General features: G+C 63.4%; 26 protein-coding genes. All 26 read left to right on the plus strand.

The genetic code is table 11. The features are described 5' to 3' along the window. The first annotated feature begins 35 nt into the window (after window positions 1-35). The 26 genes from TSO5_RS05820 (at window position 36) to TSO5_RS05955 (ending at window position 15836) form a co-directional block, all read left to right on the plus strand. Entirely contained in the window at window positions 36-281 is a 246-nt protein-coding gene (locus tag TSO5_RS05820) for a hypothetical protein (RefSeq protein ID WP_109150700.1), read from the plus strand. Beyond that, complete coding sequence (locus TSO5_RS05825; protein WP_109150701.1) at window positions 269-811, plus strand: VUT family protein; 543 nt, start codon at window positions 269-271, stop codon at window positions 809-811. The genes TSO5_RS05820 and TSO5_RS05825 overlap by 13 nt, the downstream gene beginning before the upstream one ends. Then, window positions 808-1113 carry a hypothetical protein gene (locus TSO5_RS05830; RefSeq protein WP_109150702.1) on the plus strand — a complete coding sequence of 102 codons (306 nt, stop codon included), beginning with the start codon at window positions 808-810 and terminating at the stop codon, window positions 1111-1113. Before TSO5_RS05825 ends, TSO5_RS05830 begins: the two co-directional genes overlap by 4 nt. Window positions 1114-1195: 82 nt before the next feature. Beyond that, window positions 1196-1477, plus strand: a complete 282-nt coding sequence (locus TSO5_RS05835; RefSeq protein ID WP_109150703.1) for a hypothetical protein — start codon at window positions 1196-1198, stop codon at window positions 1475-1477. A 340-nt stretch (window positions 1478-1817) separates the two neighbouring features. Next, a complete protein-coding gene (locus TSO5_RS05840; protein ID WP_146203693.1) occupies window positions 1818-2312 on the plus strand; it encodes a hypothetical protein in 495 nt (164 codons plus the stop codon). Beyond that, complete coding sequence (locus TSO5_RS05845; RefSeq protein ID WP_109150705.1) at window positions 2305-2598, plus strand: hypothetical protein; 294 nt, start codon at window positions 2305-2307, stop codon at window positions 2596-2598. Before TSO5_RS05840 ends, TSO5_RS05845 begins: the two co-directional genes overlap by 8 nt. Then, window positions 2591-2806 (plus strand): hypothetical protein, encoded by a 216-nt coding sequence (locus TSO5_RS05850; RefSeq protein WP_109150706.1) that lies wholly within the window; start codon window positions 2591-2593, stop codon window positions 2804-2806. Before TSO5_RS05845 ends, TSO5_RS05850 begins: the two co-directional genes overlap by 8 nt. Continuing rightward, the gene (locus TSO5_RS05855; protein WP_109150707.1) at window positions 2803-3156 is read left to right on the plus strand and encodes a hypothetical protein; all 354 of its coding nucleotides are present in this window, start codon (window positions 2803-2805) and stop codon (window positions 3154-3156) included. The genes TSO5_RS05850 and TSO5_RS05855 overlap by 4 nt, the downstream gene beginning before the upstream one ends. After that, window positions 3153-3392 (plus strand): hypothetical protein, encoded by a 240-nt coding sequence (locus TSO5_RS05860; RefSeq protein WP_109150708.1) that lies wholly within the window; start codon window positions 3153-3155, stop codon window positions 3390-3392. The genes TSO5_RS05855 and TSO5_RS05860 overlap by 4 nt, the downstream gene beginning before the upstream one ends. Beyond that, on the plus strand, window positions 3385-3627 hold the full coding sequence (locus TSO5_RS05865) for a hypothetical protein (RefSeq protein WP_109150709.1): 243 nt from the start codon (window positions 3385-3387) through the stop codon (window positions 3625-3627). The genes TSO5_RS05860 and TSO5_RS05865 overlap by 8 nt, the downstream gene beginning before the upstream one ends. Next, window positions 3617-4126: a hypothetical protein gene (locus TSO5_RS05870; protein WP_109150710.1), complete on the plus strand. Its 510-nt coding sequence runs from the start codon at window positions 3617-3619 to the stop codon at window positions 4124-4126. Before TSO5_RS05865 ends, TSO5_RS05870 begins: the two co-directional genes overlap by 11 nt. A 255-nt stretch (window positions 4127-4381) precedes the next feature. Further along, window positions 4382-4945: a hypothetical protein gene (locus TSO5_RS05875; protein WP_109150711.1), complete on the plus strand. Its 564-nt coding sequence runs from the start codon at window positions 4382-4384 to the stop codon at window positions 4943-4945. 357 nt (window positions 4946-5302) lie between these two features. Continuing rightward, complete coding sequence (locus TSO5_RS05880; protein WP_146203694.1) at window positions 5303-5764, plus strand: hypothetical protein; 462 nt, start codon at window positions 5303-5305, stop codon at window positions 5762-5764. 240 nt (window positions 5765-6004) lie between these two features. After that, window positions 6005-6565 carry a hypothetical protein gene (locus tag TSO5_RS05885; RefSeq protein WP_109150713.1) on the plus strand — a complete coding sequence of 187 codons (561 nt, stop codon included), beginning with the start codon at window positions 6005-6007 and terminating at the stop codon, window positions 6563-6565. Window positions 6566-7030: 465 nt separating this feature from the next. Continuing rightward, window positions 7031-7318, plus strand: a complete 288-nt coding sequence (locus tag TSO5_RS05890) for a hypothetical protein (RefSeq protein ID WP_109150714.1) — start codon at window positions 7031-7033, stop codon at window positions 7316-7318. A 2-nt stretch (window positions 7319-7320) separates the two neighbouring features. Further along, window positions 7321-7575, plus strand: coding sequence for a DUF2829 domain-containing protein (locus TSO5_RS05895; RefSeq protein WP_109150715.1), 255 nt, complete (start codon window positions 7321-7323; stop codon window positions 7573-7575). 243 nt (window positions 7576-7818) lie between these two features. Next, window positions 7819-8001, plus strand: coding sequence for a hypothetical protein (locus TSO5_RS05905; RefSeq protein ID WP_109150717.1), 183 nt, complete (start codon window positions 7819-7821; stop codon window positions 7999-8001). Between the two features lie 8 nt (window positions 8002-8009). Then, window positions 8010-8183 carry a hypothetical protein gene (locus TSO5_RS32635; protein ID WP_158282374.1) on the plus strand — a complete coding sequence of 58 codons (174 nt, stop codon included), beginning with the start codon at window positions 8010-8012 and terminating at the stop codon, window positions 8181-8183. A gap of 170 nt (window positions 8184-8353) precedes the next feature. After that, window positions 8354-8581 carry an HNH endonuclease gene (locus TSO5_RS33235; protein WP_247870616.1) on the plus strand — a complete coding sequence of 76 codons (228 nt, stop codon included), beginning with the start codon at window positions 8354-8356 and terminating at the stop codon, window positions 8579-8581. 459 nt (window positions 8582-9040) lie between these two features. After that, window positions 9041-9244 (plus strand): hypothetical protein, encoded by a 204-nt coding sequence (locus TSO5_RS32125; RefSeq protein ID WP_146203695.1) that lies wholly within the window; start codon window positions 9041-9043, stop codon window positions 9242-9244. A gap of 3 nt (window positions 9245-9247) precedes the next feature. After that, window positions 9248-10954, plus strand: a complete 1707-nt coding sequence (locus TSO5_RS05925; protein ID WP_109150721.1) for a terminase large subunit — start codon at window positions 9248-9250, stop codon at window positions 10952-10954. A 10-nt stretch (window positions 10955-10964) separates the two neighbouring features. Further along, complete coding sequence (locus tag TSO5_RS05930) at window positions 10965-12296, plus strand: phage portal protein (protein WP_109150722.1); 1332 nt, start codon at window positions 10965-10967, stop codon at window positions 12294-12296. Further along, the gene (locus TSO5_RS05935) at window positions 12293-13369 is read left to right on the plus strand and encodes a hypothetical protein (protein ID WP_109150723.1); all 1077 of its coding nucleotides are present in this window, start codon (window positions 12293-12295) and stop codon (window positions 13367-13369) included. Before TSO5_RS05930 ends, TSO5_RS05935 begins: the two co-directional genes overlap by 4 nt. A gap of 69 nt (window positions 13370-13438) precedes the next feature. After that, the gene (locus TSO5_RS05940; RefSeq protein WP_109150724.1) at window positions 13439-14794 is read left to right on the plus strand and encodes a phage major capsid protein; all 1356 of its coding nucleotides are present in this window, start codon (window positions 13439-13441) and stop codon (window positions 14792-14794) included. Between the two features lie 55 nt (window positions 14795-14849). Then, window positions 14850-15326 carry a hypothetical protein gene (locus TSO5_RS05945; protein ID WP_109150725.1) on the plus strand — a complete coding sequence of 159 codons (477 nt, stop codon included), beginning with the start codon at window positions 14850-14852 and terminating at the stop codon, window positions 15324-15326. 246 nt (window positions 15327-15572) lie between these two features. Next, window positions 15573-15836 (plus strand): hypothetical protein, encoded by a 264-nt coding sequence (locus TSO5_RS05955; protein WP_109150727.1) that lies wholly within the window; start codon window positions 15573-15575, stop codon window positions 15834-15836. Window positions 15837-15843: the final 7 nt, after the last annotated feature.

Consider the following 15843-nt stretch of genomic DNA (forward strand, 5'->3'; position numbering starts at 1 on the left):
TGAGTTTGGTGAACCTATAATCGTGGAGGATTAACATGTTTATCACGCACGAACTCGTAGCCAAGTGCAGCTGCCCCAAAGACCATAAGCCGGATTTGTACGAGGTGACAGTTACGACGCGCCGCGTGATCCCGGTCGAAGACATCATCGCCGCTCTGGAAAGGCTTGAGCCTGTCGAGCAGTACCAAGAACAATTCACCGTCGAGTTGGCCCGCGCCATTGGCGCAGAGGTGAAGACTGTCGGCTTCCATTCGGGAGTTAAGACCACATGCGTAGCCTGACCGGAATTGTGGCGCTTGCCGCCTACACCGCCACTATCCCCGCCGCCAATTGGCTGATCGGCAACGCCGGCACTGTCTGCGTGCCGCAGGGGCCGTGCCTGATCCCCGTCGCCCCCGGCTTGATGGCGCCTTCGGGCGTCCTGATGGTCGGCTTGGCGCTGGTCCTGCGTGACCTCGTGCAGCACCAACTCGGCAAGGGTTGGGCGGTGGCGGCCATCCTGTTCGGCGCCCTGCTGTCCGGCTTGCTGGCGCCCGGCCCGCTGGTGGTTGCGAGCGCCACCGCTTTCCTGCTGAGCGAGTTGGCCGACTTCGCGGTCTACGCGCCCCTTCAGCGCCGCCGGCTGATGCTGGCCGTGGCCCTGTCCGGCGTGGCTGGCGCCGTCGTGGACAGCGGCGTGTTCCTCTGGCTGGCGTTCGGCGACCTGTCGTTCATCGCCGGTCAGGTTGTCGGCAAGCTCTGGATGACCGCCGCCGCTATGCCGGTCATCGCCATGGCTCGCCCGCTCTTCGCTCGGGAGGCCGCCCAATGACCGCGACCAAGAACTCCACCCGCCAGATGCACGTCTACCGCGGCACCCCGCATTGCTTCGTGATCGGCGGGGAGGCGCAGGCCCGCGCTCTGCCGGCCGATGGCGAGCCGCGCGCCCGCTGGGCATTCGACGGCGGGGAAGCATGTGGCGATCACATGGACGCCGCCTGGAGCGCCATCGCTCTTGAGCACACACCCGGCTGCGCTTCCTGCTGCCGCAAGCTCAGAGCCGAACTCATCAGGGACGGCAAGCTGGAGCCTCACCAGCGCGTCATAACCAACCCGCAGAAGCGCGCAGCGTGAAAGTGGGGGTGCGGGTTTCTGTGCCGATGCCGCCAGAAGCCCGCCTGCAAACATCGACGAAATTCACAACGACGAGGGAACCATGATCACCGCCACTCTAACCGGCGACGACACCGCCGAAGCCCTGGGCATCACCGTCACCCACCGCACGCCCGTCCTGGCTCTGTGCCGCAAGCTGGAGGAAGCCGGACACGCTGACCAGCCGATGACCGTGCTCCGTGACGGCAAGCCGGTCTTGAACGTCTCCAGCATCCACGGGGCGGCAAAGCGGACGGTCATCGAGACTGACAAGCTGTCCGCCCGGTTCGGTAAGTTCGTGCCCTTCGTCCGGTTCTTCGAGGAACAGGCAGAGGTGGCGGCCTGAACACTCGTTCCGCCTCTCATATCGCGCCGATGGATGCGGTCTGAGGGTGTGGCCGCTACCCATGTAGCCGGGAAGGGCAGAGGCCACTCAGAGACGCGCTGATGAGTCGGCGGAGCGGGCAGGGCATGCGGCGGAATGGCGACGTTGCCAGCGTTAAGACTACGGCAAGCATTGAGGCAAGGGCGCCATAATTGAGGCAAGGGAAAAGTGGGGCGGTTGCAGTTTTGCTCTTCACGCGCCGCAAGTTGTGCTACAATCCAGCCCTAGAAACAGTTCGGGCCGGTTGGGCGCTGTAACGCCACCGCCGGCCCTAACCACTACGATAAACGGGAGTTCAACGATGGCTGTTGATGAATTTGCCGGGAACGGCGCTGAAATGCAAGCGGAGACACCGGAAAGCATATCGGCGCAACTGCGGGCGCTGACAGACGAAACAATGTGCTTCGACGGGCCGGCGACCTATGCCCTGATCGGCCGGGCTGCCGACATGCTGGATGACCTTGCCGCCCGAGAGAACGAAGTGGTGAAGATGGCGTGGGATGCCGGGCAGGCGCAGGCCGTGGAAGCCGCTCGCGAAGAGGGGCGCCAGTCCGCCTTTGCCGCTATGGTCGAGGAAGCCGCCGCTATCACGCTTGGCGCCGCCACCGACCGGCCGTCCACCTACAGCGAATTCATGAATGCGATCCGCCGCGCTACGGACGGTGTGCCGCCGAAGCTCCGCAGTCTGTCATACACCGAGAAGCTGTTGATTGCTGGCGAGATGCTCGTGCGTGATCCGTCTGGCGTGGCAATGGCCGCTGCGGAGTTCAAGGCGAAGGAGCATGCGAATGGCTGACCATCGAAACCATGGCCGCGTTCGCCTCCGTCTTGGCGATGGCGTGAACGGCGAAGACACCATAGGCGTGACGCTTTTCGGTGATGAGTATTCGATGCCGGCGGCGGAATGGAGCGAAATAGCGGGCCGTATCAGTGCGAAGGCGCCGCGAATGAATGGCAGAAATTCGCGGCTGCGGAACACGGCGATGATAGTTGCAGGGGCTTTCCTCATGGGCTGGGCATCTGGCGTCATCACCGAAAAGTATATCGTGTCGCAGGCCCAAGGGAGCCACAGCCATGACTGACGCACCGAAGCTGACCGCCCGTCAACAGCAGGTTTACGACGCGCTCACCAACGATTGGGCCTGTTCCTATGACGTGGCGAGGAGGGCCGGCATTCGCACTCAGAGCCCAACTGAGACGGCCGCGCGGCACTGTATAGCGCTGGTCAAAATGGGGCTTGTGGAAAGAGGGACGGCGCGGTGGTTTGCCAATTGGAGGAAGAAGCAATGACGGCAGCGCGCGAAGCTCTAGAGCGCCTCACCAAGTGGCGTGACACAGGCGACGATCAGGGGGGCTACACTGCTGGAAATCGGGCGTTCGCCAATGACGTGATTTCCCTGCTGGCTTTACTCGAATGGCGGCCTATCAGCGAGGCGCCGAAGGACCGGACCACTATCGTTCGCTGGCACAAGCTGTGGAAGTGCCCGGTGGCTGTGGAGCGCAACGACGGGCGCTTCGTCTATCCATTCGCCGATGCCCCGGAATGGGTATCAGCGGGGCAGGACAAATTGTGGCCGGAGGAAGCCTTCCTCCCGTTTTGGAAGCCCGCAGGCGCCGCCCCTCAGGAGGACAAGCCATGAGCAAAGTCACCGTCCACAAGATCGTGATCAAGGTGGTAGATTTCGAGGGATCGAGCGCCGAAGACGTCGCCTATGCGGTCAGCAACAACAAGTACTTTCCTGGCTCAGTTCTGTCGCACCAGACGGCGACAACCGAATGGGACGGCGACGACCACCCGCTTAATCGTCGCATGACGATGGATGAATTCGACGCATGGATGGCCGCGAACGGTGGAAAGGAGGTGCCCCATGGCTGAGACCATCACCCCGGAACAGCGGGCGCTCATGGCGTTCCCGAACGGCTGCATCCGTGGCCGCACGCTAAAACTGACCGACGCGGTCATGGAGGACATTCGCAAAGCGACTGCCGACGCCATCCGTGCAGCCGAGACGGCAGCCGTAGACCGGTGCGTCGAAGCCTTGCGGGACATGGGCATGCACGAAACCGCCCTGATGCTCCGCGTCACGATGGAGGCCGACAATGCCGTGTGACCACGATCCAAACGACGCCACCGTCCTTCGCACCCCCGTTGACGTGGTAGCCGCTGTATTCGACCTAGAGCCGGCGCCGGCCGCCACGATCAGCGCTGAGGAGATCGCGGAGCTTCGCCCCACCGCTGCTGAAGTCGCCTTTGGCCGGAAATTCGCTATTGGCGCTGAGACGTTGGCGCGCCTCCTCGACGCCATCGAGGCGCTTACCGCCAAGAACCAGCGCCTGACTGACGCGCTGAACACGAGCGTTCTGGGGGCGTGCGAGGAAATAGACGACAGGCTCAAGCCGGAGATCGATCGGTTGACCGCCGAGAATGCCCGGCTGACCAGCGAGAACCGTGATCTGCGGGCGCAGTGCCTCGCCGACTTCGGGCAGAAGTACCAGCCGGAGACCTACGCCGCAGCCAGGGACGGCAGCATCCCCGCAAGCCCGCTGGACGATCCCGAATACCCCGCGCTGATGGCAGAAGCGCTGCGGCAGGCAAAGGCGGGAGACTGACGCTGCCTAGTATACAGGTAGGCTCCCGCTTTGTCGATAAAGTCACCGGCTATCACGTCACGGTCACAGATTTAACAGAACGTGACGCTTGGTGCCGGTTCGACTTTGGCGACGGGAAATGCGGAATGGTCATTTCCCGTGACGCTGCCGCTGATGCGGTGCGCGAATACACGTCGCCGAAAGATTAGCCCTTCGGCGGCGTCTGCCGTTGTGCTATACTTCCGCCAACGCGAATAACCCGCCGTAGGATGGAAGATGGCCGCCCTTCAGCCCGTTCCGAACGCCCGCCGCGTCGGGGTGATTAGCCACCAAGCGCCCGTCCGGCAGTGCCAGGATGAGGTGACGGACTTAGGGACGCCGGAAACCCGGAGGCGGCTCCAAGCGGACAACTGCTTGGTCATGTATCACAAGGACCAATTGGATCAGCAACAGTATGACGCCACATGCCTCATCCGCATGGCGTATCTCCTGATCACCAAGGGCATGGACGCCCGCGTCGCTACGTACGGCGAGACGTTCGGCGGCGGAAAAGACGACTATGAGAGCGTCTATGCCGTGATGGTGCAGGAACACTATCTGGACTGGATCGACGCCATGGCGGAGCGTGCCGCGGCCAATGCACGGGCCAAGCGCGGCGGGAACCGGTGGCGCACGTGGCTCCCCATGGCGGTGATCATTGACGGCATCACGTGCTCAGACATCGCCCATCAGCGCGGAATGAAGCCGCAGACGGTGGCTGAGTATCTGCGGGACGCGCTTGACCTGTTCAATGACGTGCGGTTCGGCAAGCTGCGACGTGAAGAAAAGCGGGCCGCCTAGCAAACATTCGCTCTTGCCGATACCGACTTTGTGCTAAAATAGTCGGGCCGCAGCGGTGCGCTAACACTTGCTGCGGCCCTGACCAACACGAACAAGTGAGGTTCGCTATGGCTGAAAACACTTTGCCCCAAACCAATGCGTCCAAGCAAGGCGCTCGTGATGCCGCCTGTAAGGCAATTTCCATCAACGATGGCGGGGCGTCGCGTCCCGAATGCGAATGGCCGCTGTGTGACTGTGACCCGCACGCTGTGAAGGTGGTTTCAGCGCTTGATGAAATGGGGGGGGCGCGCCGCCGCGCCGGCCGCCCCGATCTCCGGAGACTTTGAGCAAGTCCTTCGCGAGATGGAAGGCGTTGCGATGGAAGAGGACGCGGCTTCTGAATTTGACGATAAGCAGCTAGATCTTATCGCTAACTGGCACGACAGGCTTTTGGCTTCGCGCGTGATTGCGACCAATAAGCCGACTGTTGCGAAGGCCAATCGGGCATGGGTTGGAAGCTCTGCGGAGTCAACTGCTGATGGTCTGTGCCGTGAACTTGCCGCGGTTCTAGATGAGAACTGGATTTTCCTTGCCGTTCACGCTCAGTCCTATGCAGCGGGAAGCGGGCATCCCATGGCGCTGGTGCACGCTGAAATGCTGGCCCGCGTCCATGCTGTGATGACGAAAGCCCATGCTGCCGGCTACGTCCCGAAAGCCAACACGACACGCCTGCCTGTGATCCTTGCCGAGCACGGCTATGACGCCGCCGCCCTCGTGTCTGATGGCGCCAAATCGTCGGCAAATAACCCGGTTGCGCCACATCAACACATTTTCCCTTGACCGTTAGGGGCAGTTGAGCGTACGTTCCAGATAGTCAGTACAATTGCGCCCGGCGATAACTCGCTCGGGCGCTTTGTCGTTTGGGGCCAGCGATGCCGGACACTCCGCCGCCACCCCAAGAAGACACCGCCGTGCCCACCGACAAAGCAGAGCCCGAATATGCCGCTGCTGTCGCTTTGTATGCCGCGATTATACCACGCCGGCCCTTTATGATTGGGGCATGGCCTGAGGACTGACGCCATGCCCGATCCCGCCATCTCACCGGAAACAGTCGGGATCGCGACGGGTGGCGGAGCTTTGGCCCTTGCCGGCCGCATGCTGTGGGGTGTCTGGCGCGGGTGGAAAGAGACAACCCGCGATGACCGCCGCGCCGCACAGGCTGACAAGGCGGAGAGCGACACGATCAAGCGCCTGGAGGCTCACATAGCCCGCATGGAGCAGGCGCAGGCAGCGGCAGAGGAGCGGCATACGGCGGAAATCGCCCGCCTGTCAAAGCGCATTGCCGATCAGGACGCCCGCCTCGAAGAGATGACCAAGCGCCTTGACGACGCCCTAGACGGCAAGGTCAAGGCAATGCTGGAGGCCACACAGGTCCGGGAAGAGAACGCCCAGCTCGAAAGCCGGCTGGCGCAGACCACCATGGACCACGCCAACCTCATGATCGCCCATGCGGAATTGGTGGATTGGCTCGTCCTCAGCGCTGACGTCAATGACGGCCTACGGCAGGCGCCAGAATACCTCAAGGCCAAGGGCTGGTTAGACCACCACAAGCGCACACGATTATCGGAGAAGGCGGCCTAGCGTTGCCATCTGAGCGGCCATTTGTCTGGCGGAAGCCTCTCAAGCAGTTCCAGGGCTGCCATCCACGACTGTGGCGGCGCCTCATGCCCATTGGTCACGACAGTCACATGAGCGGGCCGGTAATCCATTGCCCGCGCCCATCTGGCTTTCCAGCCCCGCCCACCAAGCAGCGCCTCGGCCCGGCGGCAAAAGTCGGTGAGTTGTGGCGCCTGCCTCGCTGAAGCCATCGGATAGCCTCGTTTTGTTTCGTAAATCGAAACATCTTCGCACGGAAGGCCGCTCATGACCAGTTGCCAAGAGGTTTGCGACGCCGCTTCCCACTGCGCCCCATGCGAGGCGCTAGACGATGCCTTCCGACGCATCGACGCGACGGGCAGGGCCTACGTGGAAGGTCTCGACGAAAGCGGGCGCTACGCTGTCCTGAATGGCCGTGTCTATCGCCGCGCTGAATGGGAGTGAGCCATCATGGTCACCGAGCTAGGCCGCATCTCCCGCATATCGACCCGCCGGGCCTATGTGGTGGCGGACATCGAGGGGCACGAACTGGTTCACGAGACCCGCGACGCCGGCTTCTACGATCCGCCGCCCGCGATCGGTGACACGCTCATCCGGCTGGCTGATGGCACGCTGTCGCATCGGCCCGCACGGAGCGCCACGCACAATGACGACATGCCTATCTGCGGCCCGGCCGCGCTGAACGACAGCCTGGACAGACTGGCGCAGACGCTCGCTGAGCGTGAGAGGGAGTGGTGACGATGGACTTTGGTGACGCTATCCGCGCTCTCAAAGATGGGAGGCGCGTGGCCCGCTCTGGCTGGAACGGCAAGGGAATGTGGCTCGGCTTGGTGCAGGGCTATGACTACAACGAGCTCAAGGGCTCCGCCATGGTCGCGGCTCTTGGCTGCACGAAGCTCCCCTGGATCGGCCTGAAGACGGCTGACAATTCGTTCGCGCCGTGGAACGCCAGTCAGGCGGACGTGCTGGCGGATGACTGGTCCATCGTGGAGTGATCGCCATGGCCCGATACATCGCCGGCCGCTGCCCCGCCTTTGCCCGCGCCTCAGACGGCAAGATAGACGCCAGTACAGAGAAGGGCGCCGCTCGCTTGGCCCGGAAGATCGAAGCGACGTGGAGGCGGGCAGGTGTCCAAGGCGTCAAGGCATGGGTGGAGCTGGTTCCGCCCGCTGAAAACGCGATGCCACGCCCGGTGATCCGGTCCAACCTCGTCAACGCCATGCCTCCGAGGTGATGACATGACCGACCCCCGCAAGGCCAAGACGCTTGGCGACGCGGCGCAGAACCCGGACGGCACGTTCAACGGCGCCCGCGCCCTATCGTGGCTGTCTGAGGCGCTGAACCCTGGACGCGGCGCATCGGAGGCGGAGGTGCAGGCCATCTACGACAGGATGCATGCCAAGAAGGCCAAGCCGCTATGACCCGCTCCATGGCCCCCACCATTGCCAAGCTGGAAAGCATGGCGCGCACGGCATCGGAGATCAGCAGCGCCAACCGCCGTGCTGGATACGAGGAAGGCAAGCGCCACGCATACAGGGTCGTCCGACGCTGGATCGTCGGCTTGCTGGCGTGTGGCGGCATCGTCGCTTGGGTGATCGGATAGCCATGAACCGCAAAGCAGACAAGCGGCTGACCAACCTACGGCCAACGCTCGCCACCTTGGACACACGGGCGGCCAAGCCCATGCCCAAGACGGCAGACCCCTTCTACCTGTCCCCTGAGTGGAAGGCGCTCGTAGCCAGACTGATCCAGCAACGGGGCAGACGCTGCGAGATGTGCGGCAAGACCCATGAGGACGACGGCACGCCAACCAGACTGATCGGCGACCACGTCGTGGAGCGACGAGACGGGGGCGCAGACCTAGACCCTACCAACATCCAACTGCTGTGCTCCAGAGAGGGGGGCAACGGCAGGGCTCATGAGGATGGCAAGGTCGGCGGGTGCCACGCTCGGAAGACGGCAAGGGCACGGAATGAGCGGATGGCGCGGCGTTGGGGGTGAAAAAGGGGCGGCGATGCGAAAAATCGTGCATCTATGACCTTTTTCATACTTGACAGGCGCAGATTGCCATGGGGAGTGGGGGGTTTACATCCCAAAGGCTGGTTTGGACGCCGCTACCGGTCCGGGCGCATTCCGAGATTATCTGCCCTTGGTATGAATTATGACCGTCATTTAACCCAAATGGCCGTTTGAATTTATGATTTTGCGGCCAACGGCTTGGATGGAGGAAATCAAATGCCGAGAGGGGGGTATCGGCCGGGAGCTGGGAGACCGCCCGGCTCTGGCAAGACGCGGACCAAGGATCGCGCCGTCATCAAGAAGCTGAAGGCTGCGGAGGCGTCTGTGGTTGTGGAGGTTCCTGCCCCTGAGGCGGATGAGCCGGATCGCGCGCCGCCCGCTGAGGTCGCGCCTGTCGCCCCAAAGGTTCCGGGGCGGTTCAAGTCTGCACTTGAATGGATTATGGACGTCATCAATGACCCGGACGCGCCGCTTGACGCGAAGGTCCGTTTGGCTTCGGCGGCTCTGCCGTTCCAGACGCCGCGGCTTGAGCCTGTAGGGCAGGGCAAGAAGGAGCAGAAGGAAGAGGCCGCAAAGGCTGCTTCCGCTGGTCGCTTTGCCACGCCGGCTGCGCCGCGACTGGTGGCGGACAATACGAAGGGGTAGCCGATGGACTGGTCAACAGCGTGCCCGGATTGGGAGCGGCGCATACTTGCGCGCGAGAGCCTGATCCCCTTCGCGCCGTTGTTTCAGGATCAGGCGGACGCGGCGCTTGACGTGTTCAACTCGCTCCGGATCGTGGATGCCCCCGGCAGCCCGACAATGGGAGAGGCGGCACGCCCTTGGCTTCAGGACTTTGTAGGCTCCATCTTCGGGTCGTACGACGAGCAGACGGGGCGCCGGCTGATCACGGAATACTTTCTTCTGATTAGCAAGAAGAATGCCAAGTCAACTGGCGCGTCCGGGATTATGATGACCGCCCTTCTGCGCAACTGGCGCATGAGCGGTGAGTTCCAGATCATTGCCCCGACCATTGAGGTCGCCAACAACAGCTTCTTCCCGGCGCGGGACATGATCCGGGCGGACCCGGAACTGAACGACTTGCTGCATGTGCAGGAGCATGTGCGGACGATCACGCATCGGCAGACGAAGGCGACGCTGAAGGTCGTGGCGGCAGACAGCGACACGGTGTCTGGCAAGAAGGCCATTGGCACACTGATTGATGAGCTGTGGCTATTCGGGAAACGGCCTAACGCTGAGAACATGCTGCGTGAGGCAATCGGCGGTTTGGCGTCGCGGCCGGAAGGCTTTGTCATCTACGCCACGACGCAGAGTGACGACCCGCCGGCCGGCGTGTTCCGGCAGAAGCTCCAATATGCCCGACAGGTTCGTGATGGAAAGATCGCCGACAAGCGGTTCCTGCCGGTCCTGTACGAGTTCCCTGATGAACTGTTGAAAGACGGCAGGCAGAAGGACAAGTCGTATTTCTACGTCACCAACCCCAACCTTGGGGCATCGGTCGATGTCGAGTTCCTAGAGCGCGAGTTCGACAAGGCGTCGGCCGCTGGCGAGGAAAGCCTGCGAGGCTTCCTGTCCAAGCATCTGAACGTCGAAATCGGCTTGGCGCTGCGCTCCGACCGATGGGTTGGCGCTGACCATTGGGAAGCTGCTGCTGACAAGTCGATCACCCTGGATAGCATCCTGAGCCGATGCGAGGTGGTTGTGGGTGGTATCGACGGCGGCGGCCTGGACGACTTGCTCGGGCTGGCCGTGCTGGGGCGTGAGAAGGGTTCACGGCGTTGGCTGCTGTGGTCCAAGGCGTGGGCGCACGAAACCGTGTTGGAGCGTCGCAAGAGCGAGGCCCCCCGGCTGCGTGACCTTGAACGGGCCGGCGATCTGGTCGTGGTCTCCGACATGGAACAGGCGTTCTCCGAAGTGGCGGACATCCTGGCGGTGGTCGATGCCTCCGGCATGCTGGCCTATGTCGGCCTGGACCCCATGGGTGTCGGCGCACAGGTCGATGCTCTGGCGCTCGTCGGCATCGGTGGCGAGGATGACCCGTCTCCCAAAGAGCGGGTGGTCGGCATCTCGCAGGGCTGGACGCTGAACGGCGCCATCAAGACGGCGGAGATCAAGCTTGCGTCCGGCGCGCTGAAGCATGCCGGGCAAGACCTGATGGCGTGGGCCGTGGGCAACGCCAAGACGGAGCCAAAGGGCAACGCCATCACGATCACGAAGGCGGTTGCCGGCACGGCCAAGATCGATCCGCTGATGGCGGCCTTCGACGCTGTGGCGCTGATGAGCAAGAACCCGCCTCCCATGGGCGGATCGATCTACGAAACAGAGGACCGGTCAGACGGCCTGCTAGTCATCTAGGAGCACACACATGGCACTCTGGTCCGGCCTCTTCCGCGGGCGCGGCGCCGCTGCGGCTGTCGAGAAGTCGTCGGCCGGGGCGCCGACATACGGCGCGATCCCCCCGCTTGGTTCCGTGCCGAGCGCAACGGGACTTCTGGTCAGCCAGTCCACGGCCATGACGGTTTCGGCCGTCTATGCCTGCGTGACCATCCGATCCGAAGACGTGGCGCGCTGCACCCCGACCATGTATCGCGTCAAGGACGATGGCGGCCGGGAGAAGGTCAAGCCAAACGATCATCCGGTTGCCCGGTTGCTGGTGCGCCCAAACCGCATTCAGACGTGGTTTGAGTTCTCGCAGCAGATGGAGGCCGGGCTTGCTCTGAGGGGCAACGCCTATGCCGCCATTCTGCGTGACCGGCGCGGGCAGCCTACCGAACTGATCGCCATCAACCCGGACGCTGTTTTGGTGCTGGAGGCGGTGGACGGGTCAATCTTCTACAACGTCAACCGCATCGGCCTCTTCCAGATTTCGGTGTTGCGTGACTTGCCGGTAGCAATACCGGCAGAGGACATCTTCCACCTTCGCGGCCTGTCCTTCAACATGCTGGCCGGCGCATCGACCATCGGCCTCGCCCGCGATGCTGTCGGGCTGGCGATGGCTCTGGAGCAGCAGGCGGCCCGGTTCGTTGGCAACGGTGCCCGGCCATCTGGAGTGCTGAAGGCAAAGGGAAAGCTGACGGTTGAGGCGGCGCAGCGGTTGAAGGCATCTTGGAATGCCTTCGTGTCCGGCGTCAGCAACGTTGGAACCACAGCCGTCCTTGAGGAAGGGATGGAGTGGCAGCAACTCCAGCTTACCGCCGCCGATCTGGACTTCATCAAACAGCGCGAGTTGCAGATCGCAGAGGTGGCCCGGTTCTACCGGATGCCGCTGTCCAAGCTCGGGTTGGGTGATGCTCAGAAAGCTGGGCAGTTTGCGCAGACGCAGCAAGAATACGTTGCCGATGCGATCATGCCGAGCTTGGAGCGGTGGGAAACCAAGTTCGCCCAAACCTTCGACCTCGATTTGCAGGGGTACGAAGTGGACATGGACGAAAACCGGCTCCTGAGGGCGGACGTGCAGACCCGCTACAACAACGCCCGCATCGGCCTACTGTCCGGCTTCCTGTCGCCGAACGAAGTCCGCATGAGCGAGGGCCTTGGCCCGGTTCCAGACGGCGACACGGTCATGCGCCCGCTGAATATGGCTGCGCTGGGAAGCGACGCCACCGGGACGGCCCCGGATGGAGCCGGAAAGCCGCGAGATGGCGAGTTGCCGGCGGATGCGACGGACGGAGCCGCGCCGAAGGGGGAAGAGGAATGACCACACAGCGCAAGTTCATGTCGGGCTCTGTCGCGGCAGATGCCGGGCTTGGCCCCCGTCAAATCCGGGTGATTGCAAGCGACGCCACCGTAGACCGGGCTGGTGATGTTCTGCGTCCGGAAGGCGCGCAACTGACCCGCTACATGATGAACCCGGTGGTTCTGGCGGACCATGACCCGACCAAGCCAATCGGTACGGCGGCGCCCGAAGTCAAGAACGGTCGGGTGGAGGCGGTCATCACCTTCGCTCCGGAAGGCGTATCCGCCAAGGCTGACGAATACTGCGGGCTGGCGAAAGCTGGCGTCCTTGGTGCTGTCAGCGTGGGCTTCCAGCCCATCGACACCGAGCCCATGAAGGGCGGCGGCGTCTTCTACAAATCGTGGGAACTGATGGAGCTGTCCGTGGTCGCCGTGCCCTGTAATCCTTCCGCGGTCGTCATCGAGCGATCCGCTACCGTCACCCTGTCTGCCGATGAACACGCCGCCTTGAAGGCTGCTGCCGAAGCGCCCAAGAAGATCGTGGACGAAATCCGCGCTCTGGCGAAGTCGGCACCGAAGGGACAACGTGGCGCGCTCCGCCATGCAGCCAACCTTGCAGAGAAAGCGGCTGGCGACATCGTCACGAAAGAAGCCCCGAAGCTGACGCGCAAGGGCCTCTACGAAGTCGGCTGGCTTGCTGGGCTGCTGTCTGAGCTTGGATGGCTGGAGGAATGCGTGGAATGGGAGGCCGCCTATGAAGAGGACGGCAGCCCGATCCCTGACATGCTGGCTGATGCCATGCGGCAGCTTGGACAAATCCTCATCGCCATGACGGTCGAAGAGGTGACGGAATTGGTTGTCGAAGAGGACGCGGAAGGAACCGCGGAAGGCGAAGAGATGATGACCGCCAAGAGCGTGTCGCAGGCTCTAACGCTGAAAGCCGGGCGCGTCCTGTCCGCCAAGAACGAGGCCGACCTTACCACGGCCCGTGATCTGATCGACAACGTCGTGTCGCAGGTTGCGACCGAAGAACCCGAGACGGCGAAAGCCGCTCGCATCCGCGAGGCGGAAGCCCTTCGGCTCCTGATCGCTTAACCCATTCCCGCCGCTGATCGGGAACCATGGCCGCCTCCGGGCGGCTTTTTCTTTGCCCTGGAGACAAGCATGAAGATTGCTGAACTCCGCCTTGCCCACTCGAAGGCGGCGGACGAACTCGTGACCCTGGCCGCCGATGGCGGTGAGGCTTACGAAGCCAAGAAGACCGAAGTCGTGAAGCTGGCTGACCAGATCAAGCGCGTTTCGGAAGCGCAGGAGATCGCCGCCAAGTCGGCCGTTCCGGTTGCCGGTCAGGATACCCCCACCGTTCCGGCCGCCGCCGAAGGTGACCGCTACGTCAAGGAGAAGAGCCTTGTCGTCGGCGGTGTCGTCAAGATGCTCGGCATGGGCAACGGCAATGTCTACGGCGCCCGTCAGGCGTCGAAGGACATCTACGGCGAAAGCCATCCGGTCACCAAGGCCCTGGCTACCAACGTCGGCGCGTCCGGCGGCTTCATCGTCCCGCCCGACTACATGAACGAGATCATTGAACTGCTGCGTCCGGCCGCTCAGGTCCGCGCCGCCGGCCCGCGCAACATCCCGATGCCGCGCGGCACGATGACCATCCCCGGCCAGTCGGCCGCGGCTACCGCCAGCTACGGTGCTGAGAACGCCCGCATCGGCGCCAGCCAGCCGACGCTGAACCAGATCGTCGCCAGCTACAAGAAGCTGACCGCCCTGGTACCGGTGTCCAACGACATGATGCGCTATGCGGACCCGGCCGTTGACGCCTTCGTGCGTGACGATCTGGTCAAGGTCATCGCCCTGCGTGAAGACCTCGCCTTCCTGCTGGGCGACGGTACTCAGGATGCCCCGCGCGGCTTCCTGTCGTTCGCCAACGGCTACGCCGCGCAGGGAGGCGGCACGGCCGGCGCCTACAGCGCGGCCGGAAATTCGACCGCTGCCAGCGGCGGCAACTTCATCACTTCCACCGCGTCCTACACCCTAGCCACCGTGGCGCAGGAACTCGGCGGTCTGGTGAACAAACTGGACGTTGCCAACGTGCCGGAGCGCCGCCGTGTGTGGTTCATGCACCCGCGCAGCAAGAACTACCTGATGAACGTCCAGAACAGCTTGGGCGTCTACGTCTACCGTGACGAGGTGATGCGCGGTTCGCTGTTCGGCTATCCGATCCGCACGACCACGCAAATCCCCGTCAACTACTACAACGGTGACGGCAGCCACACGGATTGCTCCTTCGTCTTCTTGGTGGAGATGGACGAGGCCATGATCCTCGACAGCATGTCGCTGGAACTGGCCGTGTCGCGCGAGGCGTCTTATGTCGGCGCCGATGGCAACACCTACAGCACGTTCCAGAACGACCAGACCCTGATCCGGGCCGTCACGGAGCATGACTTCCAAGTGCGCCATGACGCGGCCATTGCGGTGGCGCAGTTCGTCCGCTGGGCGCCCGCCATCTCCTAATTGAGCAGGGGCCGGCATGCCCCGGCCCCTCTTCTGACCGAAGAGGATTTTCGACATGACGGACATCGTCATTCAGCACAATGTGGGCGCTTACCTGAAGGCCAAGATCGGGTCGGCGTTCGTTTCTGCCACTGCCGGCGGCACTGGCGACAACGCTTCCGTGAACGGCGCTGCGGTGGACCGGCTGAGTTCGTCCACGGGCGCCCTGGCTGCCTCTGGCGTCTTCAACGTCTTCTATTCGGCGACCCTGGCCGCGACCAAGACGCTGAGCCTTACCGCCCTGAAGGTGCAGGACAGCGCCGATGGCTCCACTTGGGCCGACTACCTGACCCCGAGCGCCCCCGGTGTCGTGGCAACTGGCGCTTCCGGCGGATCGACCGAGACCGGCGTCTCGACCCTGGCGGTCGATCTGAACAGCGCACGCCGATATGTCCGCGTGGTGTTCACTCCGGACCTGTCGGCGTCCGGGACCGACACTGCGTCGCTTCTGGCGACCGCTGTCCTGGCCGGCTACGACCGCATCCCGTCGTGACCATAGAGGCCCGGTGGGAAGCCGGGCCTCCCCTGGAGGTTCCCATGCAAACCGTGACGTTCACCCGCGATATGAGGCCGTGGCGCGAAGGCGACAGCGTGCCTCTGCCTGATGACGTGGCTGACGCGCTTGTGGCGAACGGCGAAGCGAAAGACGCCCGCCCGTTCCCCGAGACCGCTACGCCCGTCGAGACTGCCCGCCGTGGCCCCGGACGCCCGGCCCGTTACATGACCAAGGGGGCATGACATGGCCGACCAGTACGCCAACCTTTCGCCAGACCTCGCCAGCCCGTACATCGGCGGGTTCGCTGTGTCCCCGAGTGACAGCGCTGTGCTGTCCCAGCCGACGCGGGCGGTCTTCGTTGGCGGCGCGGGCAATCTCGCTGTGACCTATCTGGACGGATCGACCGACACGCTCCAGTCCGTCACGGCCGGATCAATCCTCCCGATCCGCGTGACCAAGGTCATGGCGACCAACACGACCGCCACGAAGATTTCCGGATTGTACTGAGAGGTAT

Origin of the sequence: Azospirillum sp. TSO5, from assembly GCF_003116065.1 — a bacterium.
Lineage (GTDB): Bacteria > Pseudomonadota > Alphaproteobacteria > Azospirillales > Azospirillaceae > Azospirillum.

Bases quoted from the DNA above. Each gene is read 5' to 3' on its own strand.
- TSO5_RS05820 (WP_109150700.1), top strand. From the start codon at position 36: ATGTTTATCACGCACGAACTCGTAGCCAAGTGCAGCTGCCCCAAAGAC.
- TSO5_RS05825 (WP_109150701.1), top strand. From the start codon at position 269: ATGCGTAGCCTGACCGGAATTGTGGCGCTTGCCGCCTACACCGCCACT.
- TSO5_RS05830 (WP_109150702.1), top strand. From the start codon at position 808: ATGACCGCGACCAAGAACTCCACCCGCCAGATGCACGTCTACCGCGGC.
- TSO5_RS05835 (WP_109150703.1), top strand. From the start codon at position 1,196: ATGATCACCGCCACTCTAACCGGCGACGACACCGCCGAAGCCCTGGGC.
- TSO5_RS05840 (WP_146203693.1), top strand. From the start codon at position 1,818: ATGGCTGTTGATGAATTTGCCGGGAACGGCGCTGAAATGCAAGCGGAG.
- TSO5_RS05845 (WP_109150705.1), top strand. From the start codon at position 2,305: ATGGCTGACCATCGAAACCATGGCCGCGTTCGCCTCCGTCTTGGCGAT.
- TSO5_RS05850 (WP_109150706.1), top strand. From the start codon at position 2,591: ATGACTGACGCACCGAAGCTGACCGCCCGTCAACAGCAGGTTTACGAC.
- TSO5_RS05855 (WP_109150707.1), top strand. From the start codon at position 2,803: ATGACGGCAGCGCGCGAAGCTCTAGAGCGCCTCACCAAGTGGCGTGAC.
- TSO5_RS05860 (WP_109150708.1), top strand. From the start codon at position 3,153: ATGAGCAAAGTCACCGTCCACAAGATCGTGATCAAGGTGGTAGATTTC.
- TSO5_RS05865 (WP_109150709.1), top strand. From the start codon at position 3,385: ATGGCTGAGACCATCACCCCGGAACAGCGGGCGCTCATGGCGTTCCCG.
- TSO5_RS05870 (WP_109150710.1), top strand. From the start codon at position 3,617: ATGCCGTGTGACCACGATCCAAACGACGCCACCGTCCTTCGCACCCCC.
- TSO5_RS05875 (WP_109150711.1), top strand. From the start codon at position 4,382: ATGGCCGCCCTTCAGCCCGTTCCGAACGCCCGCCGCGTCGGGGTGATT.
- TSO5_RS05880 (WP_146203694.1), top strand. From the start codon at position 5,303: ATGGAAGAGGACGCGGCTTCTGAATTTGACGATAAGCAGCTAGATCTT.
- TSO5_RS05885 (WP_109150713.1), top strand. From the start codon at position 6,005: ATGCCCGATCCCGCCATCTCACCGGAAACAGTCGGGATCGCGACGGGT.
- TSO5_RS05890 (WP_109150714.1), top strand. From the start codon at position 7,031: ATGGTCACCGAGCTAGGCCGCATCTCCCGCATATCGACCCGCCGGGCC.
- TSO5_RS05895 (WP_109150715.1), top strand. From the start codon at position 7,321: ATGGACTTTGGTGACGCTATCCGCGCTCTCAAAGATGGGAGGCGCGTG.
- TSO5_RS05905 (WP_109150717.1), top strand. From the start codon at position 7,819: ATGACCGACCCCCGCAAGGCCAAGACGCTTGGCGACGCGGCGCAGAAC.
- TSO5_RS32635 (WP_158282374.1), top strand. From the start codon at position 8,010: ATGGCCCCCACCATTGCCAAGCTGGAAAGCATGGCGCGCACGGCATCG.
- TSO5_RS33235 (WP_247870616.1), top strand. From the start codon at position 8,354: ATGTGCGGCAAGACCCATGAGGACGACGGCACGCCAACCAGACTGATC.
- TSO5_RS32125 (WP_146203695.1), top strand. From the start codon at position 9,041: ATGGACGTCATCAATGACCCGGACGCGCCGCTTGACGCGAAGGTCCGT.
- TSO5_RS05925 (WP_109150721.1), top strand. From the start codon at position 9,248: ATGGACTGGTCAACAGCGTGCCCGGATTGGGAGCGGCGCATACTTGCG.
- TSO5_RS05930 (WP_109150722.1), top strand. From the start codon at position 10,965: ATGGCACTCTGGTCCGGCCTCTTCCGCGGGCGCGGCGCCGCTGCGGCT.
- TSO5_RS05935 (WP_109150723.1), top strand. From the start codon at position 12,293: ATGACCACACAGCGCAAGTTCATGTCGGGCTCTGTCGCGGCAGATGCC.
- TSO5_RS05940 (WP_109150724.1), top strand. From the start codon at position 13,439: ATGAAGATTGCTGAACTCCGCCTTGCCCACTCGAAGGCGGCGGACGAA.
- TSO5_RS05945 (WP_109150725.1), top strand. From the start codon at position 14,850: ATGACGGACATCGTCATTCAGCACAATGTGGGCGCTTACCTGAAGGCC.
- TSO5_RS05955 (WP_109150727.1), top strand. From the start codon at position 15,573: ATGGCCGACCAGTACGCCAACCTTTCGCCAGACCTCGCCAGCCCGTAC.